General features: G+C 61.8%; 21 protein-coding genes and 1 tRNA gene. 15 read left to right on the top strand and 7 right to left on the bottom strand.

The genetic code is table 11. The features are described from left to right. Positions 1–48: 48 nt before the first annotated feature. From ACIQH5_RS05870 to ACIQH5_RS05890, 5 genes are all read left to right on the top strand, one after another. The gene (locus ACIQH5_RS05870; protein WP_400401129.1) at positions 49–813 is read left to right on the top strand and encodes a hypothetical protein; all 765 of its coding nucleotides are present in this window, start codon (positions 49–51) and stop codon (positions 811–813) included. Then, positions 810–1343, top strand: a complete 534-nt coding sequence (locus ACIQH5_RS05875; protein ID WP_400401131.1) for an RNA polymerase sigma factor — start codon at positions 810–812, stop codon at positions 1341–1343. Before ACIQH5_RS05870 ends, ACIQH5_RS05875 begins: the two co-directional genes overlap by 4 nt. A 123-nt stretch (positions 1344–1466) precedes the next feature. After that, positions 1467–2354, top strand: coding sequence for an intradiol ring-cleavage dioxygenase (locus ACIQH5_RS05880; RefSeq protein ID WP_400401133.1), 888 nt, complete (start codon positions 1467–1469; stop codon positions 2352–2354). Positions 2355–2391: 37 nt separating this feature from the next. Beyond that, a complete protein-coding gene (locus ACIQH5_RS05885) occupies positions 2392–3699 on the top strand; it encodes a M18 family aminopeptidase (RefSeq protein WP_400401135.1) in 1308 nt (435 codons plus the stop codon). A 220-nt stretch (positions 3700–3919) separates the two neighbouring features. Then, entirely contained in the window at positions 3920–5326 is a 1407-nt protein-coding gene (locus ACIQH5_RS05890) for an amino acid permease (protein WP_400401137.1), read from the top strand. Between the two features lie 105 nt (positions 5327–5431). On the opposite strand, the gene ACIQH5_RS05895 is transcribed toward ACIQH5_RS05890, so the two are convergent. Together ACIQH5_RS05895 and ACIQH5_RS05900 are read right to left on the bottom strand one after the other, a co-directional pair. Beyond that, positions 5432–6091, bottom strand: a complete 660-nt coding sequence (locus tag ACIQH5_RS05895) for a DUF1345 domain-containing protein (protein WP_400401139.1) — start codon at positions 6089–6091, stop codon at positions 5432–5434. A 26-nt stretch (positions 6092–6117) separates the two neighbouring features. After that, positions 6118–6288 (bottom strand): hypothetical protein, encoded by a 171-nt coding sequence (locus ACIQH5_RS05900; RefSeq protein WP_400401141.1) that lies wholly within the window; start codon positions 6286–6288, stop codon positions 6118–6120. Between the two features lie 131 nt (positions 6289–6419). Here ACIQH5_RS05900 and ACIQH5_RS05905 point away from each other — a divergent pair. Beyond that, a tRNA-Leu gene (locus ACIQH5_RS05905) sits at positions 6420–6502 on the top strand. Between the two features lie 77 nt (positions 6503–6579). Here ACIQH5_RS05905 and ACIQH5_RS05910 read toward each other — a convergent pair. After that, entirely contained in the window at positions 6580–6918 is a 339-nt protein-coding gene (locus tag ACIQH5_RS05910; RefSeq protein WP_400401143.1) for a YnfA family protein, read from the bottom strand. 232 nt (positions 6919–7150) lie between these two features. On the opposite strand from ACIQH5_RS05910, the gene rpsF reads away from it, so the two are divergent. The 4 genes from rpsF (at position 7151) to rplI (ending at position 8927) form a co-directional block, all read left to right on the top strand. After that, positions 7151–7456: a 30S ribosomal protein S6 gene (rpsF, locus tag ACIQH5_RS05915; protein WP_011776755.1), complete on the top strand. Its 306-nt coding sequence runs from the start codon at positions 7151–7153 to the stop codon at positions 7454–7456. Between the two features lie 50 nt (positions 7457–7506). Beyond that, complete coding sequence (locus ACIQH5_RS05920; RefSeq protein ID WP_011776754.1) at positions 7507–8088, top strand: single-stranded DNA-binding protein; 582 nt, start codon at positions 7507–7509, stop codon at positions 8086–8088. A 128-nt stretch (positions 8089–8216) separates the two neighbouring features. Continuing rightward, positions 8217–8456, top strand: coding sequence for a 30S ribosomal protein S18 (rpsR, locus tag ACIQH5_RS05925; protein ID WP_003800144.1), 240 nt, complete (start codon positions 8217–8219; stop codon positions 8454–8456). Between the two features lie 18 nt (positions 8457–8474). Beyond that, complete coding sequence (gene rplI, locus ACIQH5_RS05930; RefSeq protein WP_024818808.1) at positions 8475–8927, top strand: 50S ribosomal protein L9; 453 nt, start codon at positions 8475–8477, stop codon at positions 8925–8927. Between the two features lie 86 nt (positions 8928–9013). Here the strand turns inward: rplI and ACIQH5_RS05935 are convergent, their stop codons facing one another. Beyond that, entirely contained in the window at positions 9014–9436 is a 423-nt protein-coding gene (locus ACIQH5_RS05935) for a DUF1801 domain-containing protein (protein WP_400401145.1), read from the bottom strand. Between the two features lie 83 nt (positions 9437–9519). On the opposite strand from ACIQH5_RS05935, the gene ACIQH5_RS05940 reads away from it, so the two are divergent. Beyond that, positions 9520–10371, top strand: a complete 852-nt coding sequence (locus ACIQH5_RS05940) for a PhzF family phenazine biosynthesis protein (protein WP_400401147.1) — start codon at positions 9520–9522, stop codon at positions 10369–10371. Positions 10372–10378: 7 nt separating this feature from the next. Here ACIQH5_RS05940 and ACIQH5_RS05945 read toward each other — a convergent pair whose 3' ends face one another. Next, on the bottom strand, positions 10379–11956 hold the full coding sequence (locus ACIQH5_RS05945) for a DUF6297 family protein (RefSeq protein WP_400401149.1): 1578 nt from the start codon (positions 11954–11956) through the stop codon (positions 10379–10381). A gap of 1 nt (position 11957) precedes the next feature. Further along, positions 11958–12635 (bottom strand): ATP-binding cassette domain-containing protein, encoded by a 678-nt coding sequence (locus tag ACIQH5_RS05950; RefSeq protein ID WP_400401151.1) that lies wholly within the window; start codon positions 12633–12635, stop codon positions 11958–11960. Positions 12636–12693: 58 nt separating this feature from the next. Here ACIQH5_RS05950 and ACIQH5_RS05955 point away from each other — a divergent pair, with 58 nt between their 5' ends. Genes ACIQH5_RS05955 through ACIQH5_RS05970 form a run of 4 tightly spaced genes read left to right on the top strand, consistent with a single transcriptional unit; the run spans position 12694 to position 15559 of the window. Continuing rightward, on the top strand, positions 12694–13485 hold the full coding sequence (locus tag ACIQH5_RS05955) for an IclR family transcriptional regulator (RefSeq protein WP_062072128.1): 792 nt from the start codon (positions 12694–12696) through the stop codon (positions 13483–13485). 27 nt (positions 13486–13512) lie between these two features. Continuing rightward, entirely contained in the window at positions 13513–13872 is a 360-nt protein-coding gene (locus ACIQH5_RS05960; RefSeq protein ID WP_400401153.1) for an iron chaperone, read from the top strand. Further along, positions 13872–14627 (top strand): class I SAM-dependent methyltransferase, encoded by a 756-nt coding sequence (locus ACIQH5_RS05965; RefSeq protein WP_400401155.1) that lies wholly within the window; start codon positions 13872–13874, stop codon positions 14625–14627. Before ACIQH5_RS05960 ends, ACIQH5_RS05965 begins: the two co-directional genes overlap by 1 nt. Positions 14628–14659: 32 nt before the next feature. Beyond that, positions 14660–15559: a diacylglycerol/lipid kinase family protein gene (locus ACIQH5_RS05970; RefSeq protein ID WP_400401157.1), complete on the top strand. Its 900-nt coding sequence runs from the start codon at positions 14660–14662 to the stop codon at positions 15557–15559. A gap of 5 nt (positions 15560–15564) precedes the next feature. Here ACIQH5_RS05970 and ACIQH5_RS05975 read toward each other — a convergent pair whose 3' ends face one another. Next, positions 15565–16461: a hypothetical protein gene (locus ACIQH5_RS05975; protein WP_400401159.1), complete on the bottom strand. Its 897-nt coding sequence runs from the start codon at positions 16459–16461 to the stop codon at positions 15565–15567. Between the last annotated feature and the right edge of the window lie 45 nt (positions 16462–16506).

Consider the following 16506-nt stretch of genomic DNA (forward strand, 5'->3'; position numbering starts at 1 on the left):
CTGCCCGTCCGGACATGTACTGGGTGTCAGCACGCACACTTTGGGGGAATGATGGACGATGAGCAATTGGACGCGCGGCTGCGTCAGGCCGATCCGGCCAACAAGTGGGCCTTTGAGGCTCAGGCAGCCCACAACGCCCTGCGGGAACTGCGGGCTGGAGAGACCGGACAGCGGAAGCCCGAAAATCGCCGTCAATGGATTTCGCTGTTGGTAGCCGGAGCCGTGGGTGTGGCCGCCGTCGGGGTGGCTTCCCCGGCAGTAGCGCAGTTCATGGGGTTCCTGAGCGAAGAAGTGGAAAACCCGCCGCCCGTTCCGGCATCAACCGGAGACGGCGTCACCAGGAACCTGGCTATCCCGGATTCGGAGTGGATCAACCCGCTTGCTTCTGACTACGCCCGGTTCGCCAAGACCAAGTACGGTTCGTTGCCATTGCCTCCTGGCTACGACGAAGAGCGCCTCAAGGATGCTTCTGCCTTGAGGGAAGCGAAAATGTATCGGGATAACGATCAGGGCAGCGGCATCATCACGCAGGACATTGCCCCAACCATCAGATACGAGGGGCTGGTCCGGTGCTTATGGGAAGCAGAATGGTTGGACCGGCATTCCGCGGGGGATCAACAAGGACAGGCCACCGCGGTCTCAGTCCTCAAGCAATCGCTCGCTTGGCCGGCCACGATTGCCACGGACGGCGGTGGCGTGGTGGAGCGCATGACTTTGTCCGTTGCGGCTGCCGAAGCAGGTGATTTTGAAACCGTGGGGGAGGACCACCGCACTCTGGGCTGCCAGGACATGATCAAAGGTCTCCAGCAGTGACTCCGGCCCCTGCCCGTGAGGGTGTTGCGATGCCAGGCACCGTGGAAGACAGGTTTGAGGAATGTGTCCGCGCGCTGACTCCTGTCCTCATGGCCTACTTCGTGCGCCGCGTTGACCCTACCGAGGATGCAGCTGACTGCGTATCCGAGTTACTCATGGTCCTGTGGCGGCAGCGCGACCGACTGCCCGAGGGGGACGCAGAGATCCGTGCTTGGAGTTTCGGCGTCGCCAAAGGTGTGCTGGCAAACTACCGCCGGGGAAAAATCCGCCGGGGAGCGCTGTCCGAAAAGCTGCGTCAGGGTCTGGTGCATGAGCCGCAGGCACACCGCGAACAGGATGATGGGATGGTCGGGGCCCTTTCCCGTCTGCGGACGAAGGACAGGGAACTCGTGATGTTGATCGTTTGGGATGGCTTCGGAGTGGCTGAGGCAGGGGCGCTCTTGGGCCTCTCTGCAACAGCGTCAAGGACCCGCTACTCGCGCGCCCGAAAAACACTGAAGATAGCGCTGGCGCAGGAGCTGAGGGACTAGATCCCTTTGGAGCGGTGTGTGCGTTATGTAGATGTATAAATCGCACATCCATGAAAAAGCCTTCACAGACCCGGCACAGTTTCCCCATGTACAACCCATAGGCGCGACGCGTTTCATGGATGCATGACTACTCCTCACCCCAACCACGATCGCGGCCTTGAGTTTGATCTCTCCACTCTCTTGAGCCGGCGTCGCAGCTTAGGGATCCTCTTCGGGGCAGGCACCGCAGCAGCCTTGGCGGCTTGTACGCCAAGTACGGGAGGCAGCAGCGCCCCGCCGTCGAGCACTGCCAGCGCTACTGCCGCCCCCACGGCAAGCACGACGGCGGCCGCGTCACCTTCCGCGTCGGCCACGAGCACCGTGACCCGTGCCTTCGCCGAGTGCGGGGTGGAGATCCCGGAGGAGACGCTGGGGCCCTACCCGGGCGATGGTTCCAATGGTCCGAACGTGCTTGAGGCCTCGGGAGTAGTTCGTCGCGATATCCGGTCCAGCTTTGGCACGTCCACCACCAAAGCCGAAGGCGTGCCGCTGACGGTTACCCTGACGCTTCTGGACAACTCCAATGGTTGCGCCCCCTTGGCTGGCGCGGCCGTGTACGCCTGGCATTGCGACCAGGACGGGAAATACTCGCTTTACGATTCGGGCCTTGAGGACGAGAACTACCTCCGCGGCGTGCAGGAAGCCGACTCCAACGGGCAACTCACCTTCACCACCATCTTCCCCGGTGCATACAGCGGCCGTTGGCCTCATATTCACTTTGAGGTATTCGAATCCATGAGCAATACGACGGCGGCAGGGCAGGTCCTGGCAGTCTCGCAAATCGCACTCACTGAGCCTGCGTGCAAGGAGGTCTATGCCACCACCGGTTACGAATCCAGTGCTCGAAACTTCCCTAATACCACTCTGACCTCGGACAACGTGTTTGGGGACGACGGCGGAATATACCAGTTGGCGACTATGTCCGGCTCGGTAGCGGGCGGGTACACGGCCGCGCTGAACGTCACCGTATAGCCGTGCCGGCAACTGGAGCGGGGCTAGACTCGGGGGCATGCCTTCGAATGCCTCCGCAGCAATTGACCACATCAAGGACCTCGGTGCGTACGTGTCGGCGTCACCATCCAGCTTCCACGCGGTGCATGAGGCCGCACGACGCCTGGACGCCGCTGGCTTCACCGGATTGGATGAACTTCAGCCTTGGGATGGCGGAGCCGGTAAGTTCTACGTGATCCGTGACGGTGCACTCATCGCTTGGGTAACGCCCGAAAAAGCCGGACCCACCACTGGTTTCAACATTCTTGGTGCACACACCGATTCGCCGTCCTTCAAGCTGAAACCGAAGCCCACCACAGGAAAATTCGGCTGGCTGCAGGCGGGCGTAGAAGTCTACGGCGGACCGTTGCTCAACTCCTGGCTGGACCGCGAATTGCAGTTTGCCGGCCGATTGGTCCTGCGTGATGGCACGCAGCACCTGACCGCCACCGGTCCGCTTCTTCGTTTTCCACAGCTTGCCATTCACTTGGACCGCGGCGTCAATGACAACGGGCTCCACCTGTCCAAGCAGCAGCACATGAACCCCATCTTCGGCCAGGGCGATCCTGCCGGCGAGGACCTTTTGGGATTGCTTGCCGATCGTGTTGAAGGCGCCAGTGTTGATGCCGCGGACATCGGCGGTTACGACGTCGTTGTGGCGGACACGCAGGCACCTGCGGTGTTCGGGGCCAAGAGTGAGTTCTTCGCCTCCGGTCGACTGGACAACCTTTCCTCCACCCACGCGGGCCTGGTGGCTTTGATCGCGCACGCATCCACTGCTCCGGCGGCAGGCCCCATCGCTGTCCTCGCGGCGTTCGACCACGAGGAGATCGGTTCCAATTCGCGCTCCGGCGCCTGCGGACCCATCCTCGAGGACATCCTGGTGCGGATCTCCGACGGCCTGGGTGCTTCGGTGAGCCAAAGGCGGCAGGCCATAGCGGCGTCGTTCTGTGTTTCTGCGGACGCGGGCCACGCTGTCCATCCGAACTACGCGGAGAAGCACGATCCCGCCAACAGGCCGGTGTTGAACGGCGGTCCCCTGCTCAAAATCAATGCCAACCAGCGCTACGCGACGGATGCCACGGGAGCCGCTTTGTGGGCCCGGCTCTGCGATGAGTCCGGTGTTCCGTATCAGGAGTACGTTTCCAACAACGATCTTCCGTGTGGTTCCACCATCGGGCCACTGACTGCTACCCGCCTGGGGATCAGGACGGTGGACGTGGGCATCCCGCTCCTGTCCATGCACTCCGCGAGGGAACTGTGCGGGGTGGAGGATCCGAAGAGCTTGGCTGCCGTTTCGGAGTTGTTCTTCCGGACCACGGTCTAGGTAAAGCCTCAAGCAGTCATTTCAGGGGTATTTCAAAAGTTTTCTATAGGAAACATTGATTGCTTCATTGGTTACATTTTGTGCGTTGTCCCTGTTTCCGCGTGGTCAAACTGTTCGGTTGCATAGGATCGGCACCCGTGCAGCAGGCTAGCGTGATGTAGTCATGTGGCCCGTGGCACACCACTGTGGCCACCCCCAAAATAAAGGACGGCGCAGAACCATGCACGCTGACCAACAGCTTTCCAAGTCCCTGAAGCCACGCCACCTCTCCATGATCGCCATTGCCGGCGTCATCGGAGCCGGGCTGTTCGTCGGCTCCGGGGCCGCCATCCAGCAGGCAGGCCCGGGCATCCTCGTGGCCTACCTTGCTGCCGGCCTCGTGGTCATCCTCGTCATGCGCATGCTTGGTGAGATGGCTGCGGCCAATCCTGAGACAGGTTCCTTCTCCACCTATGCAGACAAGGCGCTGGGCCGTTGGGCCGGGTTCAGCATCGGCTGGCTCTACGCCTGGTTCTGGATCATCGTCCTTGGCATCGAAGCCACGGCCGGTGCCGCCATCATGCATCGCTGGGTTCCCGGTGTGGATCAGTGGATCTGGGCGCTCGTTCTCATGGTGCTCCTCACCCTGACCAACCTGGGATCCGTGAAGTCCTATGGTGAGTTCGAATTCTGGTTCGCTTCCATCAAAGTGGCGGCAATCGTCATCTTCCTGCTCGCGGGCATCGTTGCCATCCTCGGCTTCATGCCGGGCGTTTCCGCCCCCGGCGTGGTCAACCTCCTGGATCAAGGCGGCTTCATGCCCAACGGCCCAGGTGCAGTTCTGGCGGGCATCCTCGTGGTGGTCTTCTCCTTCTTCGGCGCCGAAATCGCCACCATCGCCGCCGGCGAATCCGAGAACCCTGTGGACGCCGTCAAGAAGGCAGTGAAGTCCACCGTGTGGCGCATCCTGATCTTCTACATCGGCTCCATTGCCATCGTGGTGACCTTGCTGCCTTGGAACGATGCTTCCGTGGCCAAGAGCCCCTACGTCGCCGTGATCGAGCTCTACGGAATCCCGGGCGCCGGCACCATCATGGACATCGTTGTCCTCACCTCGGTGCTCTCCTGCCTGAACTCGGGCCTCTACACCGCCAGCCGCATGCTCTTCTCGCTCTCGCAGCGCGGCGATGCACCCCGGGCCTGGATGAAGATCTCCAAGCGCGGCGTTCCGGCTGCGGCAGTACTTGCATCCACGGTGGTGGGATTCCTCACCGTGGGAGCCAACTACATCGCCCCGGACACCGTGTTCCTGTTCCTTGTGAACACCTCAGGTGCCATCGCGCTGTTTGTGTGGTTGGTCATTGCCACTTCGCAGTTGATCCTCCGCAAGCGAATGGGGGCCGCCGCCAAGGATCTTGAGCTCAAAATGTGGCTCTTCCCTTACCTCACGTGGGTCACTATCGGCGCCATCGTGGCACTGATCATCGGTATGGTCGTTATCGAATCCACGCGCGAATCGCTGTTCCTGTCGCTGGCTTTGGCAGCCATTGTGGTGGGTATCGGGGTGCTTCGGTACCGCCGAAAGGACGCCACTCCTTCAACCCCGGTGCTTGGAGGGGAAGCCGAGCGCACCAAGATCGGTTCCTGATCGGCGTCGTTATTTCCCAAAGCGCCGCTACTTCTTAACCAGGACAGCCGCCGTCAATACCCGACGGCGGCTGTCCTGTACCCATAGAGGGGCGCCGGTTCGCGGCTACTGGGCCAGGCCGATGACCAGGTTGATGGTGACGGCCAGGATGACCGTTCCGAACAAGTAGGACAGCAGGCTATGTTTCAGTGCCTCAAGCCGGATGGTGTGATTGCCGAGGTTGGTGTCCGATACCTGGTAGGTCATGCCCAAACTCGTGGCCAGATAGGCGAAGTCCGTGTACTGCGGAAGGCGGTCCTGGTTGAAGTTGATGCCGCCCACTTCACCACCGGCACGGCCATCCTGGCTGTAGTACAGCTCGGCGTAGCGCAGCGTGAAGAGGGTTTGGACCAGCATCCAGGACAATCCCACGCACGCCAGCGCGAGTGCTGCAGAGGAAAGTCGGGCGCCGGTACCTTGCGTATGCGAATCGACGATTACTGCGGCCACAGCCGCAAGGCTGGCCAGGTTGGCGATGAGTATGAGGACGTCCGTGACGCCCCGCGACGGGTCCTCTGAGGTTGCATGGTGCTGCGTTTCCACAGGATCAAGCCGCGCAATCACCAACCACACCCACGCAACGTAGACCAGGGCGGCCACGGCCCAGCCGACTGCCGGAGCGTCCACCCAGTTGCCTAAGGCGCCGGTAGCGGCGAACGCTGATGCGCCGGCCAGAACCATGACCACAAAGCGCAGCCGGCTCCGCTTCACCCTGACGTTGTGCATGTGCTCACCCTAGCCAGTGAAGGAGCTCAAAAGTCTGCACGGCGTGACGGGTCGGTGGCATCCTGCCCGCTGCGCTTCTTGTCAGCCTGCAGAATGCCGTCGCGGACGCCGGCACGGATCACGAAGTACAAGAAGTAGAGGGCGATCGCTGAGAACACAACGGTCAGAACCAAGGCGCTTATCGGTGTGGCATCCATGGCCCCAACCCTAGCGGCGAGTCACCCGTGGGGCGTCCATGCACCTGGAATCTACGGATTGGTCCCGTTCGTGTTATTGTCTTTGTCGCTGTCAAGGAGAAAAACGAACCATTATTTCTCCTGATCACCTTGCGCGGGTGGCGGAATGGCAGACGCGCTAGCTTGAGGTGCTAGTCCTCGAAAGGGGGTGGGGGTTCAAGTCCCCCTCCGCGCACAAAGAAACCCCCGGAAGGTGAACTTCCGGGGGTTTTGTCGTTCCTAGGGCCGGGCCGCTGGTTTACGCGCCAGGCCTCAGGCACCGGGTCTGGGTGCAAACATGATGACGCCCACGCCCACCATGCAGATCGCAGCACCGATCACGTCCCAGCGGTCCGGACGGAAGCCGTCAACCATCATTCCCCAAGCCAGCGAACCGGCGATGAACACGCCGCCGTAGGCCGCCAGGACCCGGCCAAAGTGGGCCTCGGGCTGGAAGGCTGCGAAGAATCCGTAAATGCCCAGTGCAATGATGCCGAGTCCTGCCCACCACCAGGCTTTGCCTTCGCGGACGGACTGCCAGATCAGCCAGGCTCCGCCGATCTCTGCGACGGCGGCGAAAACGAAGAGCACGATCGACTTCAGTACGGTCATGACCCCAGTATTGCGTGCTGCGGACCCCGGTTATCCACATACGTAACGTGGCGGGTTCCGGGCGGAGATTTCGCCGAATAGCTTTGGGTGCAGGAGATGCACTAAGATATTGAAGTCTGTGTTACGCCCTCTTGCCGTGTTTTAGGCCGGGGAGCGCCAACGCAGCATCGCAAATGAACCTCCTGTTACGGAAATACCGTAACCGCTTAGCCCAAAGGAGGTGGGTTCACATATGCGTCCTTACGAATTGATGGTAATCATCGACCCCGAGGTCGAAGAGCGTACCGTAGAGTCGTCGCTTCAGAAGTTCCTCAATGTCATCACCACCGATGGTGGAACCATCGAAAAGGTTGACATCTGGGGCCGTCGCCGTCTGGCGTACGACATCAAGAAGAAGTCCGAAGGTATCTACGCAGTGGTGAACTTCACCGCAGCACCGGCTACCGCCAAGGAACTTGATCGCCAGCTGTCTCTCAACGAGACGATCATGCGCACCAAGATCATCCGCCCTGAAGACCAGAAGGTCGTTGCTGAGTAATCAGCCCCTTCCAAGTCTTTACCCCGAAGGAACGAACAAGGAGGCAGTAGATGGCAGGCGAAACCACTATTACGGTCATCGGTAATCTCACCAATGACCCCGAGCTGCGGTTCACCCCGTCTGGCTCAGCAGTAGCGAACTTCACCATCGCTTCTACTCCCCGGACCTTTGACCGCCAGTCCAATGAGTGGAAGGACGGGGAAACCCTGTTCCTCCGCGCATCGGTATGGCGCGAAGCAGCCGAGAACGTGGCCGAGTCCCTCACCAAGGGCATGCGCGTCATCGTTTCCGGCCGTTTGAAGAGCCGTTCTTACGAAACAAAAGAAGGCGAGAAGCGCACCGTTATCGAGCTTGAGGTCGATGAAATCGGCCCGAGCCTGCGATACGCCAACGCCAAGGTCAACCGTACCCAGCGCTCCGGCGGTGGCCAGGGTGGCTTCGGCGGCGGTAACGCCGGTAATTCCGGTGGCTTCGGAGGAGGCGCTCCTGGTGGAAACCAAGGCGGCGGCAACTCCGGTGGAACCTGGGGCGGCAACCAGCCCGCACAACAGCAGGATGACCCTTGGGCCACGCCCGGTGTCAGCAATGCTGGCGGCTGGGGCAACGGCCCGGATTCCGAACCTCCCTTCTAAACACCAAATAAACGTCCGACGCCGGACGCTCACCGGAACTGCCGAAAGGCACCATGGTGACAACCGCCGTCGAACACCACCATCCCGTGGATCAATATCCACGGGCTCCATAGAAAAGGAGCTCCACGATGGCTAAGGCTGAACTCCGTAAGCCCAAACCAAAGTCCAACCCCTTGAAGGCCGCTGACATCACTGTCATCGACTACAAGGACGTAGCACTGCTGCGCAAGTTCATCTCCGACCGCGGAAAGATCCGCGCTCGTCGCGTCACTGGCGTTACCGTTCAGGAACAGCGCAAGATCGCCCAGGCAATCAAGAACGCCCGCGAAGTTGCTCTGCTGCCTTACTCCGGCGCTGGCCGCGGCTAAGGGAAGGGATTAACTAACATGGCAAAGCTCATTCTGACCCACGAAGTAACCGGTCTCGGTGCTGCTGGCGATGTTGTGGAGGTCAAGGACGGTTACGCACGTAACTTCCTGCTCCCCCGCGGCTTCGCTCTGACCTGGAGCAAGGGTGGCGAGAAGCAGGTTGAGTCCATCAAGGCTGCCCGCGCTGCTCGTGCGCACGCTTCTGTTGAAGCTGCACAGGCACAGGCCCAGGCTCTGTCCTCCAAGAAGGTCAAGCTCGAGGTGAAGGCCGGCGAGTCCGGTCGTCTCTTCGGCACCGTCAAGCCTGCTGATGTCGCTGCTGCTGTTGAGGCCGCTGGCCTCGGCGCCATCGACAAGCGCAACGTTGAACTGCCGAACCACATCAAGTCTGTCGGTTCGTACACGGCCAACGTTCGCCTGCACGAGGATGTTTCTGCTGTCATCGACCTCGAGGTCGTTGCAAGCAAGTAGTCTCTGACTGCAAAGAAGGCCCCCGCTACCGGATTCCGGTGGTGGGGGCCTTTTGCTTTCCCGCACCCTCAAGCTCGGCGCGGGACTTACTGCGTGTTGAGCTCTTCCATGACGTGCTTGTACCCGGTGCGGATCATCTCTGTGAGCACACCGCGGTCCACGTCGTCGAGTTTGTTGACGTAGAGGCAAGCGGCCCCGGTCTTGTGTTTACCGAGTTCGGGAAGCAACCGGTCCGCATCCGGGCCGTACGTCAGCCCGTACAGGGCCAGGTTGGCCTTGCGCGGTGAGAATCCGACGGCGGCTGAGTCACCTTCACGGCCGGTCTCGTACTTATAGTGATAGCTGCCGAAGCCAACGATTGACGGGCCCCACATGACGGCTTCCTGGCCGGTGATGTCGCGCATCATTTCCAGCAACTCGAAGCCGTCCTCGCGCCGTTTTGGGTGTTCCACCCCGGCCAGGAATTCCTCCACGGAGATGTCCGTGGGTTGGGTCTTGTTCTCTGCCATAGGGGTAGTTTTGCAGACGCGGGACGGACGCGTCAGCCCTACGGGTCAACGAACGTGTCGGAGCCCGGTGATAGCCTTCAGCGGTGACTTCAGAAGCCCTGCGTATTCGCCCGTTCCACCAAGTGGACGTCTTCTCCGAGGTGCCATATCTCGGCAACCCACTTGCCGTCGTGGTTGATGCCGAAGGCCTCAGCACGCAGGTTATGCAACACTTCGCCAACTGGACGAACCTGTCGGAGACGACGTTTCTGCTCCCGCCTACCCATCCCCAAGCGGATTACAAGGTGCGGATCTTCACGGGCAGCGAGGAGTTCCCTTTCGCCGGCCACCCCACACTTGGTTCGGCCCATACCTGGTTGCAGGCCGGGGGAGTGCCCAAGACTGAAGGCGTCCTGGTCCAGGAATGCGGCGCGGGTTTGGTGAGGGTTAAGCACGACGCCGGTCGCTTGGCTTTCGCTGCACCACCGCTGACCCGCTTCGGTCCGGTGGATGACCATATCCGAACCCAGCTCGCGGCTGCCCTGCAGCTTCCGGAGGATGCCCTGCTGGACGCGTCGTGGCTGGTCAACGGCCCCACGTGGATTGGCGTGCTGCTCGGCTCTGCGGAACAGGTGCTGGCAATCGAGCCTGACCTCGCGGCGATGGGCGACCTCAAGGTCGGGGTGATTGGTCCACATGAGCCGGGATCCGGCGTCGACTTTGAAGTCCGCACCTTCATCCCGGGAGATGCCATGGTGGAGGACCCGGTGACGGGAAGTTTCAATGCCGGTGCGGCCCAGTGGCTGATCGGCAGCGGTCGGGCACCCGGTGAGTACGTAGCCGCCCAAGGTACTGTCCTGGGCAGGAGCGGGCGTATCCACGTCAAAGCGGAGGATGGCGAAATATGGGTGGGCGGAGCCTCAGCCACGTGCATCGAGGGCACGGTGCTGCTCTAAACGCTGGCTAGGAGCGCTTGGGGCGCGTGAGGACAACCAGCAAGAAGATGCCGGCACTGAAGGCCGCCTGAACAGCGATAACGGACATCGGCACGTAGCCAAGGTAAAGGGCCACCAGCAGGGGAACCATGGCCAGGATAGTCACGTCCAGCCCGCGCACGAGGGAACCGAGTTGGGCCCGCGGGACCGGACCGAACGGGGTCTCAACCGGTGGCGCGGTCCAGTCCGGCGGGGTCCTGGTGGCTGCGCGGAGAGTCCCGGCACCCATGCCGACACCGGCTAAGGCACCAACGCCTATCAAGGCAGGGTTCGCCGCCCCGAGCAGCGCCAACAGACTGCAGAGCACGGCCATCCACACGGACATCGCCACGCATGGCATCAGGGTCCGGCTTGTGCGCACCAGCGCCTGATGCAGTGGAAGCATCGCGTCCAGCTCAGGGACCAACGCCGTCTTGCGGGCCACGCCGCCGAGACCGGACGCCGTGGCGCACCCGGCGATCACAATGACCGCCAACTGGGCGAACTCCGGCAGGCCACCTTCCACGAGCAGTATGGCGATGCAGGCAGTGAGCCACAGAATGGGCGGGGTCACCGGGGGATTGAGCCTCAGGAAGGCCACCACATCAGCACGGATCAGCGATCTCAGTGGCCCCTTCGCAGGGCGGGCGTAGTAGCTGGCTGCCCGGCCGCCGTCGACCTTTTTACGGGTGCCGCCAAGCGCCCGAAGCACCTCATTGGAGTCCATCATGAACAGGGAAGCCCCGGCGTGCCCGGCAACGGCGCCGCCGCGAATCAGTTCGTCGCCGCGCACCTGGCCGGCGCGTGGCACCACCAGCGCAAGGAGCCCGACGGCGGCAACGGCCACCAGCGCTGTGGGCCACGCGGAGGATGTCAGCGCCGGAAGGACAGAGCACGCAAGAAGTAAGGCCGCCGCAATCGTCGCGCCAAGCCGCGGACCCAGTAGGCGCATACCCACTGAACTCATACCCAGGAAACCCGGACCAATGAAAGCAAGCTGCTGCAGGGCGGCCAGAATGACCGCAATGGCACCTGCAAAGCCGAAGGTGAGCGAAGCAAGAAGGTGATGGAGCGGAGCACAGTCAACAGCGGTCACCATGCTGAAGGGCAGGTAGACAACGGCTGCGCCGGCTCCAGTGATCGCCACTTTGCGAAGGAAGGGCGGCAGGACCATGGGCCGGCGGTCGACGGGAAGCGTCAGCCACCAACTGCTCTCGGCTCCATTCACGGACATCGGTCCAAGCTTTCGTGCAAGGTTGTTGATGACCAGGAGGGCAGCGAAGGTCACGGCGGTCCACAACACGGGTTCCGGCAGGACGAGCCATTGCTCTCCGATGATGCTGCCGGTGGTGGAGGCACGGTTTGCGATTTCATTCCGCAAGGCCAAGACGAACGAGGCCGCAATGGTCAGGGAAACGCCAATGCCGAGTCCCCAACTGTAAACGTCAACGAAGCGGGTTCCCCACGAGATCCGGCTGCGCTGATAGCGTCTGGCGGATCGGCGGGTGAACCGGACAATCTCAGAGGCCAGCTCCCGGTTCTGTGGGGAGCGGTCAAGGGCAAGCACGTCAGGCCCCGGCAATGATCAAAGCCCCCTGCTCCGGATCGAATTCGCGGACTTCCTCATCAATGACCAAACATGTGGAGGCCGTGGAGAGCAGCAGTTGCGGATCGTGGGTCACCAGCACCACCGCCCCACCGTCCTTGGCGTGTTCAGCAATGCGCTCACCGAGGGCAACGCGCATCTGTGGGTCCAGCCTCTGCTCCGGCTCATCGAGGATCAGGAGCGACGACGGGCGGATGAGTCCCGCGGCGAGCAACAGCCTGCGCCGCTGCCCGGAGGAGAGGGCATCCGGGATTGCATGGGACCTGCCCATCAGCCCGAAGAATTCGAGTTCTTCTTCTACGCGCGCCTCTGGATCCTTGAGGGAGTGCCCCCGGGCGATCAAGAGCAGATGCTCCCGGACTGTGAGCGATGGGAAAAAGAGGTCGTCGTCGAAAACGGCGGAGACTTGCCGACGGAACGGCACGGCGTCCGGATCGATGAAGAGGCCGTGGACCTTCACGTCTCCGGCCAGGGCGGCCTGCCGTCCTGCGATGGTCCGGGCTACCGTGGACTTTCCGGCGCCGTTGACGCCGACGATTCCCAAGACCTCACCCGCGTCTACCGTCGCAGATACTTCGCCGCATACCGGAGCCCCGGCGTAGCCAACCACTAGGCCTTCGGCCTCCAAAACTGTCCCCATGGTGCAACCCTACCGGCGGGATTGGCGCCGCCCCGCTGCAGCGTTTAGCGTGAGTCCTATGTCAGCATCCGATGCTTCCGCGAAGGCCAACGGCAACCCTTTGCTTGTCCTGGGCAAGATCACGTCCATCCTGGATGCCTTTTCCTTGTCCGAGCCGGTGCTTCAGTTGGCCGATATCCGCGAGTTCACCGGCATGCCCACGTCCACGGTGCAGCGACTGGTTACCAATCTGACCTCCCAGGGCTTCCTGGACCGGGAGGGCGATGCCTACCGCATCGGCATGCGGATGGCTTATTGGGCGGCGCCTGCCACCCGCGGGATGGAGGTGGTGGACATCCTGAGCCCGCTGCTCAAGACCTTGCGGGACACCACTGGCGAGACTGCCTGCTTCTTCAAAGCTGAGCAGCACTACCGGGTGTGCGTGGCCATGGCTGATACGCATCACGCACTCCGCCGCGAGATGCACCTGGGCAAGATTGTCCCTCTTCATGCCGGATCAGCAGGCAGGGTCCTGCTCGCTTGGTCTCCTGAGCTGATGGAAGCGGTCTTGCGGGATCCTTTGGAGTCCATCACGGACTACACCATCACCAGCTCCGAGGAACTTGAGGCTGCCGTAAAGAAGACACGCGCCGATGGATTCGCGATCACTGTGGGCGAGAGGGAGGACGGGGCGTCCGGCCTTTCTGCCCCTGTTTTTGACTCTGCCGCCGGCTTGGTGGGAGCCGTGACCATCAGCGGACCAACACTTCGCATGCCACTGGAGACATGTGAAGCCTGGGTGGAACCCCTTCTCGCCACTGCAGAACACATGACCAGGCTCATCGGCGGCCGGTTTCCCGGCGAGAGCTGATCCTCAACCAAGAGGGAGAAAGTGACCATGCCTGAGACACACCCAACAGTGGACGCGTATATCTCCGCCCAGCCTGAGGCTACTCAACGGATCCTCCAGGAAATCCGCCGGACCATTCACGCTGCTGTGCCGGATGCCGGGGAAATGATCAGTTACGGCATCCCCACCATCACCATTGACGGGCACTATGTGGTGTACTTCGCTGCCTGGGTGCACCACATTTCGGTCTATCCGGTCCCTCGCGGTGATGAAGGACTGACTACTGAGCTGGCACCGTTCTTATCAGGCAAGGGGACGTTGAAGTTTCCGCTGGCCAAGCCGATTCCCTACAGCCTGATAGCCAAAGTTGCTGCCCAACTCGCAGCAGAGAAAAAGATGGAGCACTGATGAGGGACTTCGAAACCTTGGTGAACGAGGCTGCCGAAGCTGACGTGACAGGGTGGGGATTCGATTGGCTGGAGGGGAGAGCCACCGAAGAACGTCCGCCGTGGGGATTCGCCAAGCTGCTGGCCGGGCGTCTTGCTACTGTCCGGAGTGCCCTGGATCTTGATACGGGCGGAGGAGAGGTTCTTTCAGAGGCTGGCAAGTTCCCGGAGCGCATGGTGGCTACCGAGGGGTGGCCGCCCAACGCTCAGCGGGCTGCCGAAAGGCTCGGTCCCCGTGGGGTGGAAGTTGTTGAAGCCACCACCGATGCGCCGTTGCCGTTCCCGGAACAGTCATTTGACCTGGTCACAGCCAGGCACCCCGTTCGGCCGGACTGGCATGACATTCACCGCGTCTTGGCCCCGGGCGGGCACTATTTCGCCCAACATGTTGGCCCGGCGTCGGCGTTTGAACTCATAGAGCACTTCCTCGGACCGCTGCCGGAACAGAGGAAGGGCCGCGATCCGCAGGCCGAGTCGGCCGCTGCGGAGGCTGCCGGCTTCACCGTCGTGGATCTCCGGACGGCCCGGTGCCGCATGGAGTTCTTCGACGTCGGCGCGGTGGTGTGGATTCTGCGTAAATGTGTGTGGTGGGTGCCCGACTTCTCCGTGGCGGCCTATCGTGACAAACTCAAGGAGCTGGACGAGCACATGAGAGCTGGACGCCCCTTCATCGCTCACTCCACCCGGCACCTGATTGACGCCCAGCGCAATGGGTAGAAGTTAAACGGGCGCACCTAGGAGGAGCACGTATGGATTCTGCACGGACCTTTGAGTCGATTGTCATCATCTTCAATCCCAACAGCACCGGGGATGCGCCTGAGTTGGCGCAGCAGCTGCATGACAAGCTGAGGGAGCTGCTCACGTATCAGCCCAAAATCACGCTCCAGCCCACAGAGCACGCCGGGCATGCAGTTGACCTGGCGCGGGAAGCGGCCTCTGAGGGCGGCGACGTCCTGGTGGTTTCGGTGAGCGGAGACGGCGGCTACAACGAGGTGGTCAACGGTGTGATGCAGGCCGGAAACCCGAAAGCCGTCTGCGCAGTCCGGGCCGCGGGCAACGCCAACGACCACAGCCGGATCATTGGGACAAAACCGTTGGAAGAGGCCATTGCGGACGGGCGGGTTCACAACATCGACCTCCTCCGCATTCACACGGGACAACAAGAGAACGAGCCTTTCGAATACGCGCATTCCTACATCGGATTCGGGCTCACTCCGGTGGTGGCCACCGAACTTGAAAAGGGCAGCAAGGGCGCCCTCAAGGAAATGGTCACCGTCATTCAGACTTTCTCCAAGTTCGAGCCCTTTGGTATCCGCCTGGCGGATGGGAAGCGCCGAAAGTTCGATAGCCTCGTGTTCGCCAATATCAATGAAATGGCCAAGTACGCCACGTTGAGCGAAGCAGAGAATCACCCGTCGGATGGAAAGTTCGAGGTGATCGTCTTCCCGCACATGCCCAAATGGCGCACGGTCCTCACTGCGCTGAAGGCCGCTACGCAGGGACTGGGCGATCAGCCGAGTGTGAGCAGCTACGAATTCACCACCCTCAAGCCGCTTCCGTACCAAATTGATGGTGAGGTAAAGAGCGTGGAGGCAAACGTCACGGTCAGGGTGGAGTGCGCTCCCGGGGCTTTGGCTACTCTGGGCTAGGCCGGTTAGCCCGCGCATGCGGCGGTGACAAAGTCGTAGATCCGGCCGCGCAGGTCATTCGACGCCGGAATCTTCAGCAAGCCCTTCCGCTCACCGATAGCTACCCTCAGCGGCAAGAGGGTTCCCACTTTATCTTCAGCAACAGCATGAGGATCACAACGGGCCGGGCGAATGGTCAGCGTGACCTCCTGTTGTGCCGCGCCCACGGTGACGTTCACGGGCCAGGGAGCTGAGGGAGATTGCGCCAGCAGCGTGGTCTCCTCGAATGATTCGATCGTGAGGCTCTTCATGCCACTTCCCGGCGTGGCTGGGGTAATGACAAGGCGCACGACGGCGGTGCGACCGTCGGCGGCCTCCTCAAGTCCGGGGTCCAAGACCATGGTTGCGATAGCTGCTGCTTCCGCGGCGATACACAGCTCGCCGGCGTTCCTGGGCAGGACGCCGAAGGGATCCGAGGCGCTGGTGTTCTCCTCCAGAGGGCCCGTGTCCGGTGCTGAGTAGTTGATCCTGGCGGTGAGTTCTGTTGACGCGTCTTTGGATGCTTCGCAGGTGGCCGCGGGCAAAGCAGCAGGAAGGCTTTTGGGCTGACGGGGTGGCAACTCAAGGCCTCCCTCTGATGATTCCCAGGAGATCCCACCTTCAAACAGACTGGATTGCAGCCGGGCGCCGGTCACGGTCAGTGGCGAATCCGTGGTGTTCGTGAGCTGTATTTGGATGGCTTGCTTACCGTATTGATCCCGGGATTGGTTGACCTCCACGGTGATGGGTCCAAGGCCTCCACTGGCTGCCGCCGAGATACTGCTGGAGCCGCCAGTGCTGCTGGAGTCGCAGGCGACCAGGAGCGGCAGTGTCACAGCGACGGCCATGCACACCGCAAAAGAACGCCCACGCCGGCTCATCATGCGATCAGTGTAGGTCGCGCGTCCTTCATGGAGCACGAGCTGGTG

This window comes from Paenarthrobacter sp. NPDC091711, from assembly GCF_044756605.1.
Lineage (GTDB): Bacteria > Actinomycetota > Actinomycetes > Actinomycetales > Micrococcaceae > Arthrobacter.

Coding starts and splice junctions, on each gene's coding strand:
- ACIQH5_RS05880 (WP_400401133.1), top strand. CDS start 1,467: ATGACTACTCCTCACCCCAACCACGATCGCGGCCTTGAGTTTGATCTC.
- ACIQH5_RS05890 (WP_400401137.1), top strand. CDS start 3,920: ATGCACGCTGACCAACAGCTTTCCAAGTCCCTGAAGCCACGCCACCTC.
- ACIQH5_RS05900 (WP_400401141.1), bottom strand. CDS start 6,288: ATGGATGCCACACCGATAAGCGCCTTGGTTCTGACCGTTGTGTTCTCA.
- rpsF (WP_011776755.1), top strand. CDS start 7,151: ATGCGTCCTTACGAATTGATGGTAATCATCGACCCCGAGGTCGAAGAG.
- ACIQH5_RS05910 (WP_400401143.1), bottom strand. CDS start 6,918: ATGACCGTACTGAAGTCGATCGTGCTCTTCGTTTTCGCCGCCGTCGCA.
- ACIQH5_RS05920 (WP_011776754.1), top strand. CDS start 7,507: ATGGCAGGCGAAACCACTATTACGGTCATCGGTAATCTCACCAATGAC.
- ACIQH5_RS05885 (WP_400401135.1), top strand. CDS start 2,392: ATGCCTTCGAATGCCTCCGCAGCAATTGACCACATCAAGGACCTCGGT.
- ACIQH5_RS05960 (WP_400401153.1), top strand. CDS start 13,513: ATGCCTGAGACACACCCAACAGTGGACGCGTATATCTCCGCCCAGCCT.
- ACIQH5_RS05950 (WP_400401151.1), bottom strand. CDS start 12,635: ATGGGGACAGTTTTGGAGGCCGAAGGCCTAGTGGTTGGCTACGCCGGG.
- ACIQH5_RS05955 (WP_062072128.1), top strand. CDS start 12,694: ATGTCAGCATCCGATGCTTCCGCGAAGGCCAACGGCAACCCTTTGCTT.
- ACIQH5_RS05935 (WP_400401145.1), bottom strand. CDS start 9,436: ATGGCAGAGAACAAGACCCAACCCACGGACATCTCCGTGGAGGAATTC.
- ACIQH5_RS05870 (WP_400401129.1), top strand. CDS start 49: ATGATGGACGATGAGCAATTGGACGCGCGGCTGCGTCAGGCCGATCCG.
- rpsR (WP_003800144.1), top strand. CDS start 8,217: ATGGCTAAGGCTGAACTCCGTAAGCCCAAACCAAAGTCCAACCCCTTG.
- ACIQH5_RS05975 (WP_400401159.1), bottom strand. CDS start 16,461: ATGATGAGCCGGCGTGGGCGTTCTTTTGCGGTGTGCATGGCCGTCGCT.
- ACIQH5_RS05965 (WP_400401155.1), top strand. CDS start 13,872: ATGAGGGACTTCGAAACCTTGGTGAACGAGGCTGCCGAAGCTGACGTG.
- rplI (WP_024818808.1), top strand. CDS start 8,475: ATGGCAAAGCTCATTCTGACCCACGAAGTAACCGGTCTCGGTGCTGCT.
- ACIQH5_RS05970 (WP_400401157.1), top strand. CDS start 14,660: ATGGATTCTGCACGGACCTTTGAGTCGATTGTCATCATCTTCAATCCC.
- ACIQH5_RS05895 (WP_400401139.1), bottom strand. CDS start 6,091: ATGCACAACGTCAGGGTGAAGCGGAGCCGGCTGCGCTTTGTGGTCATG.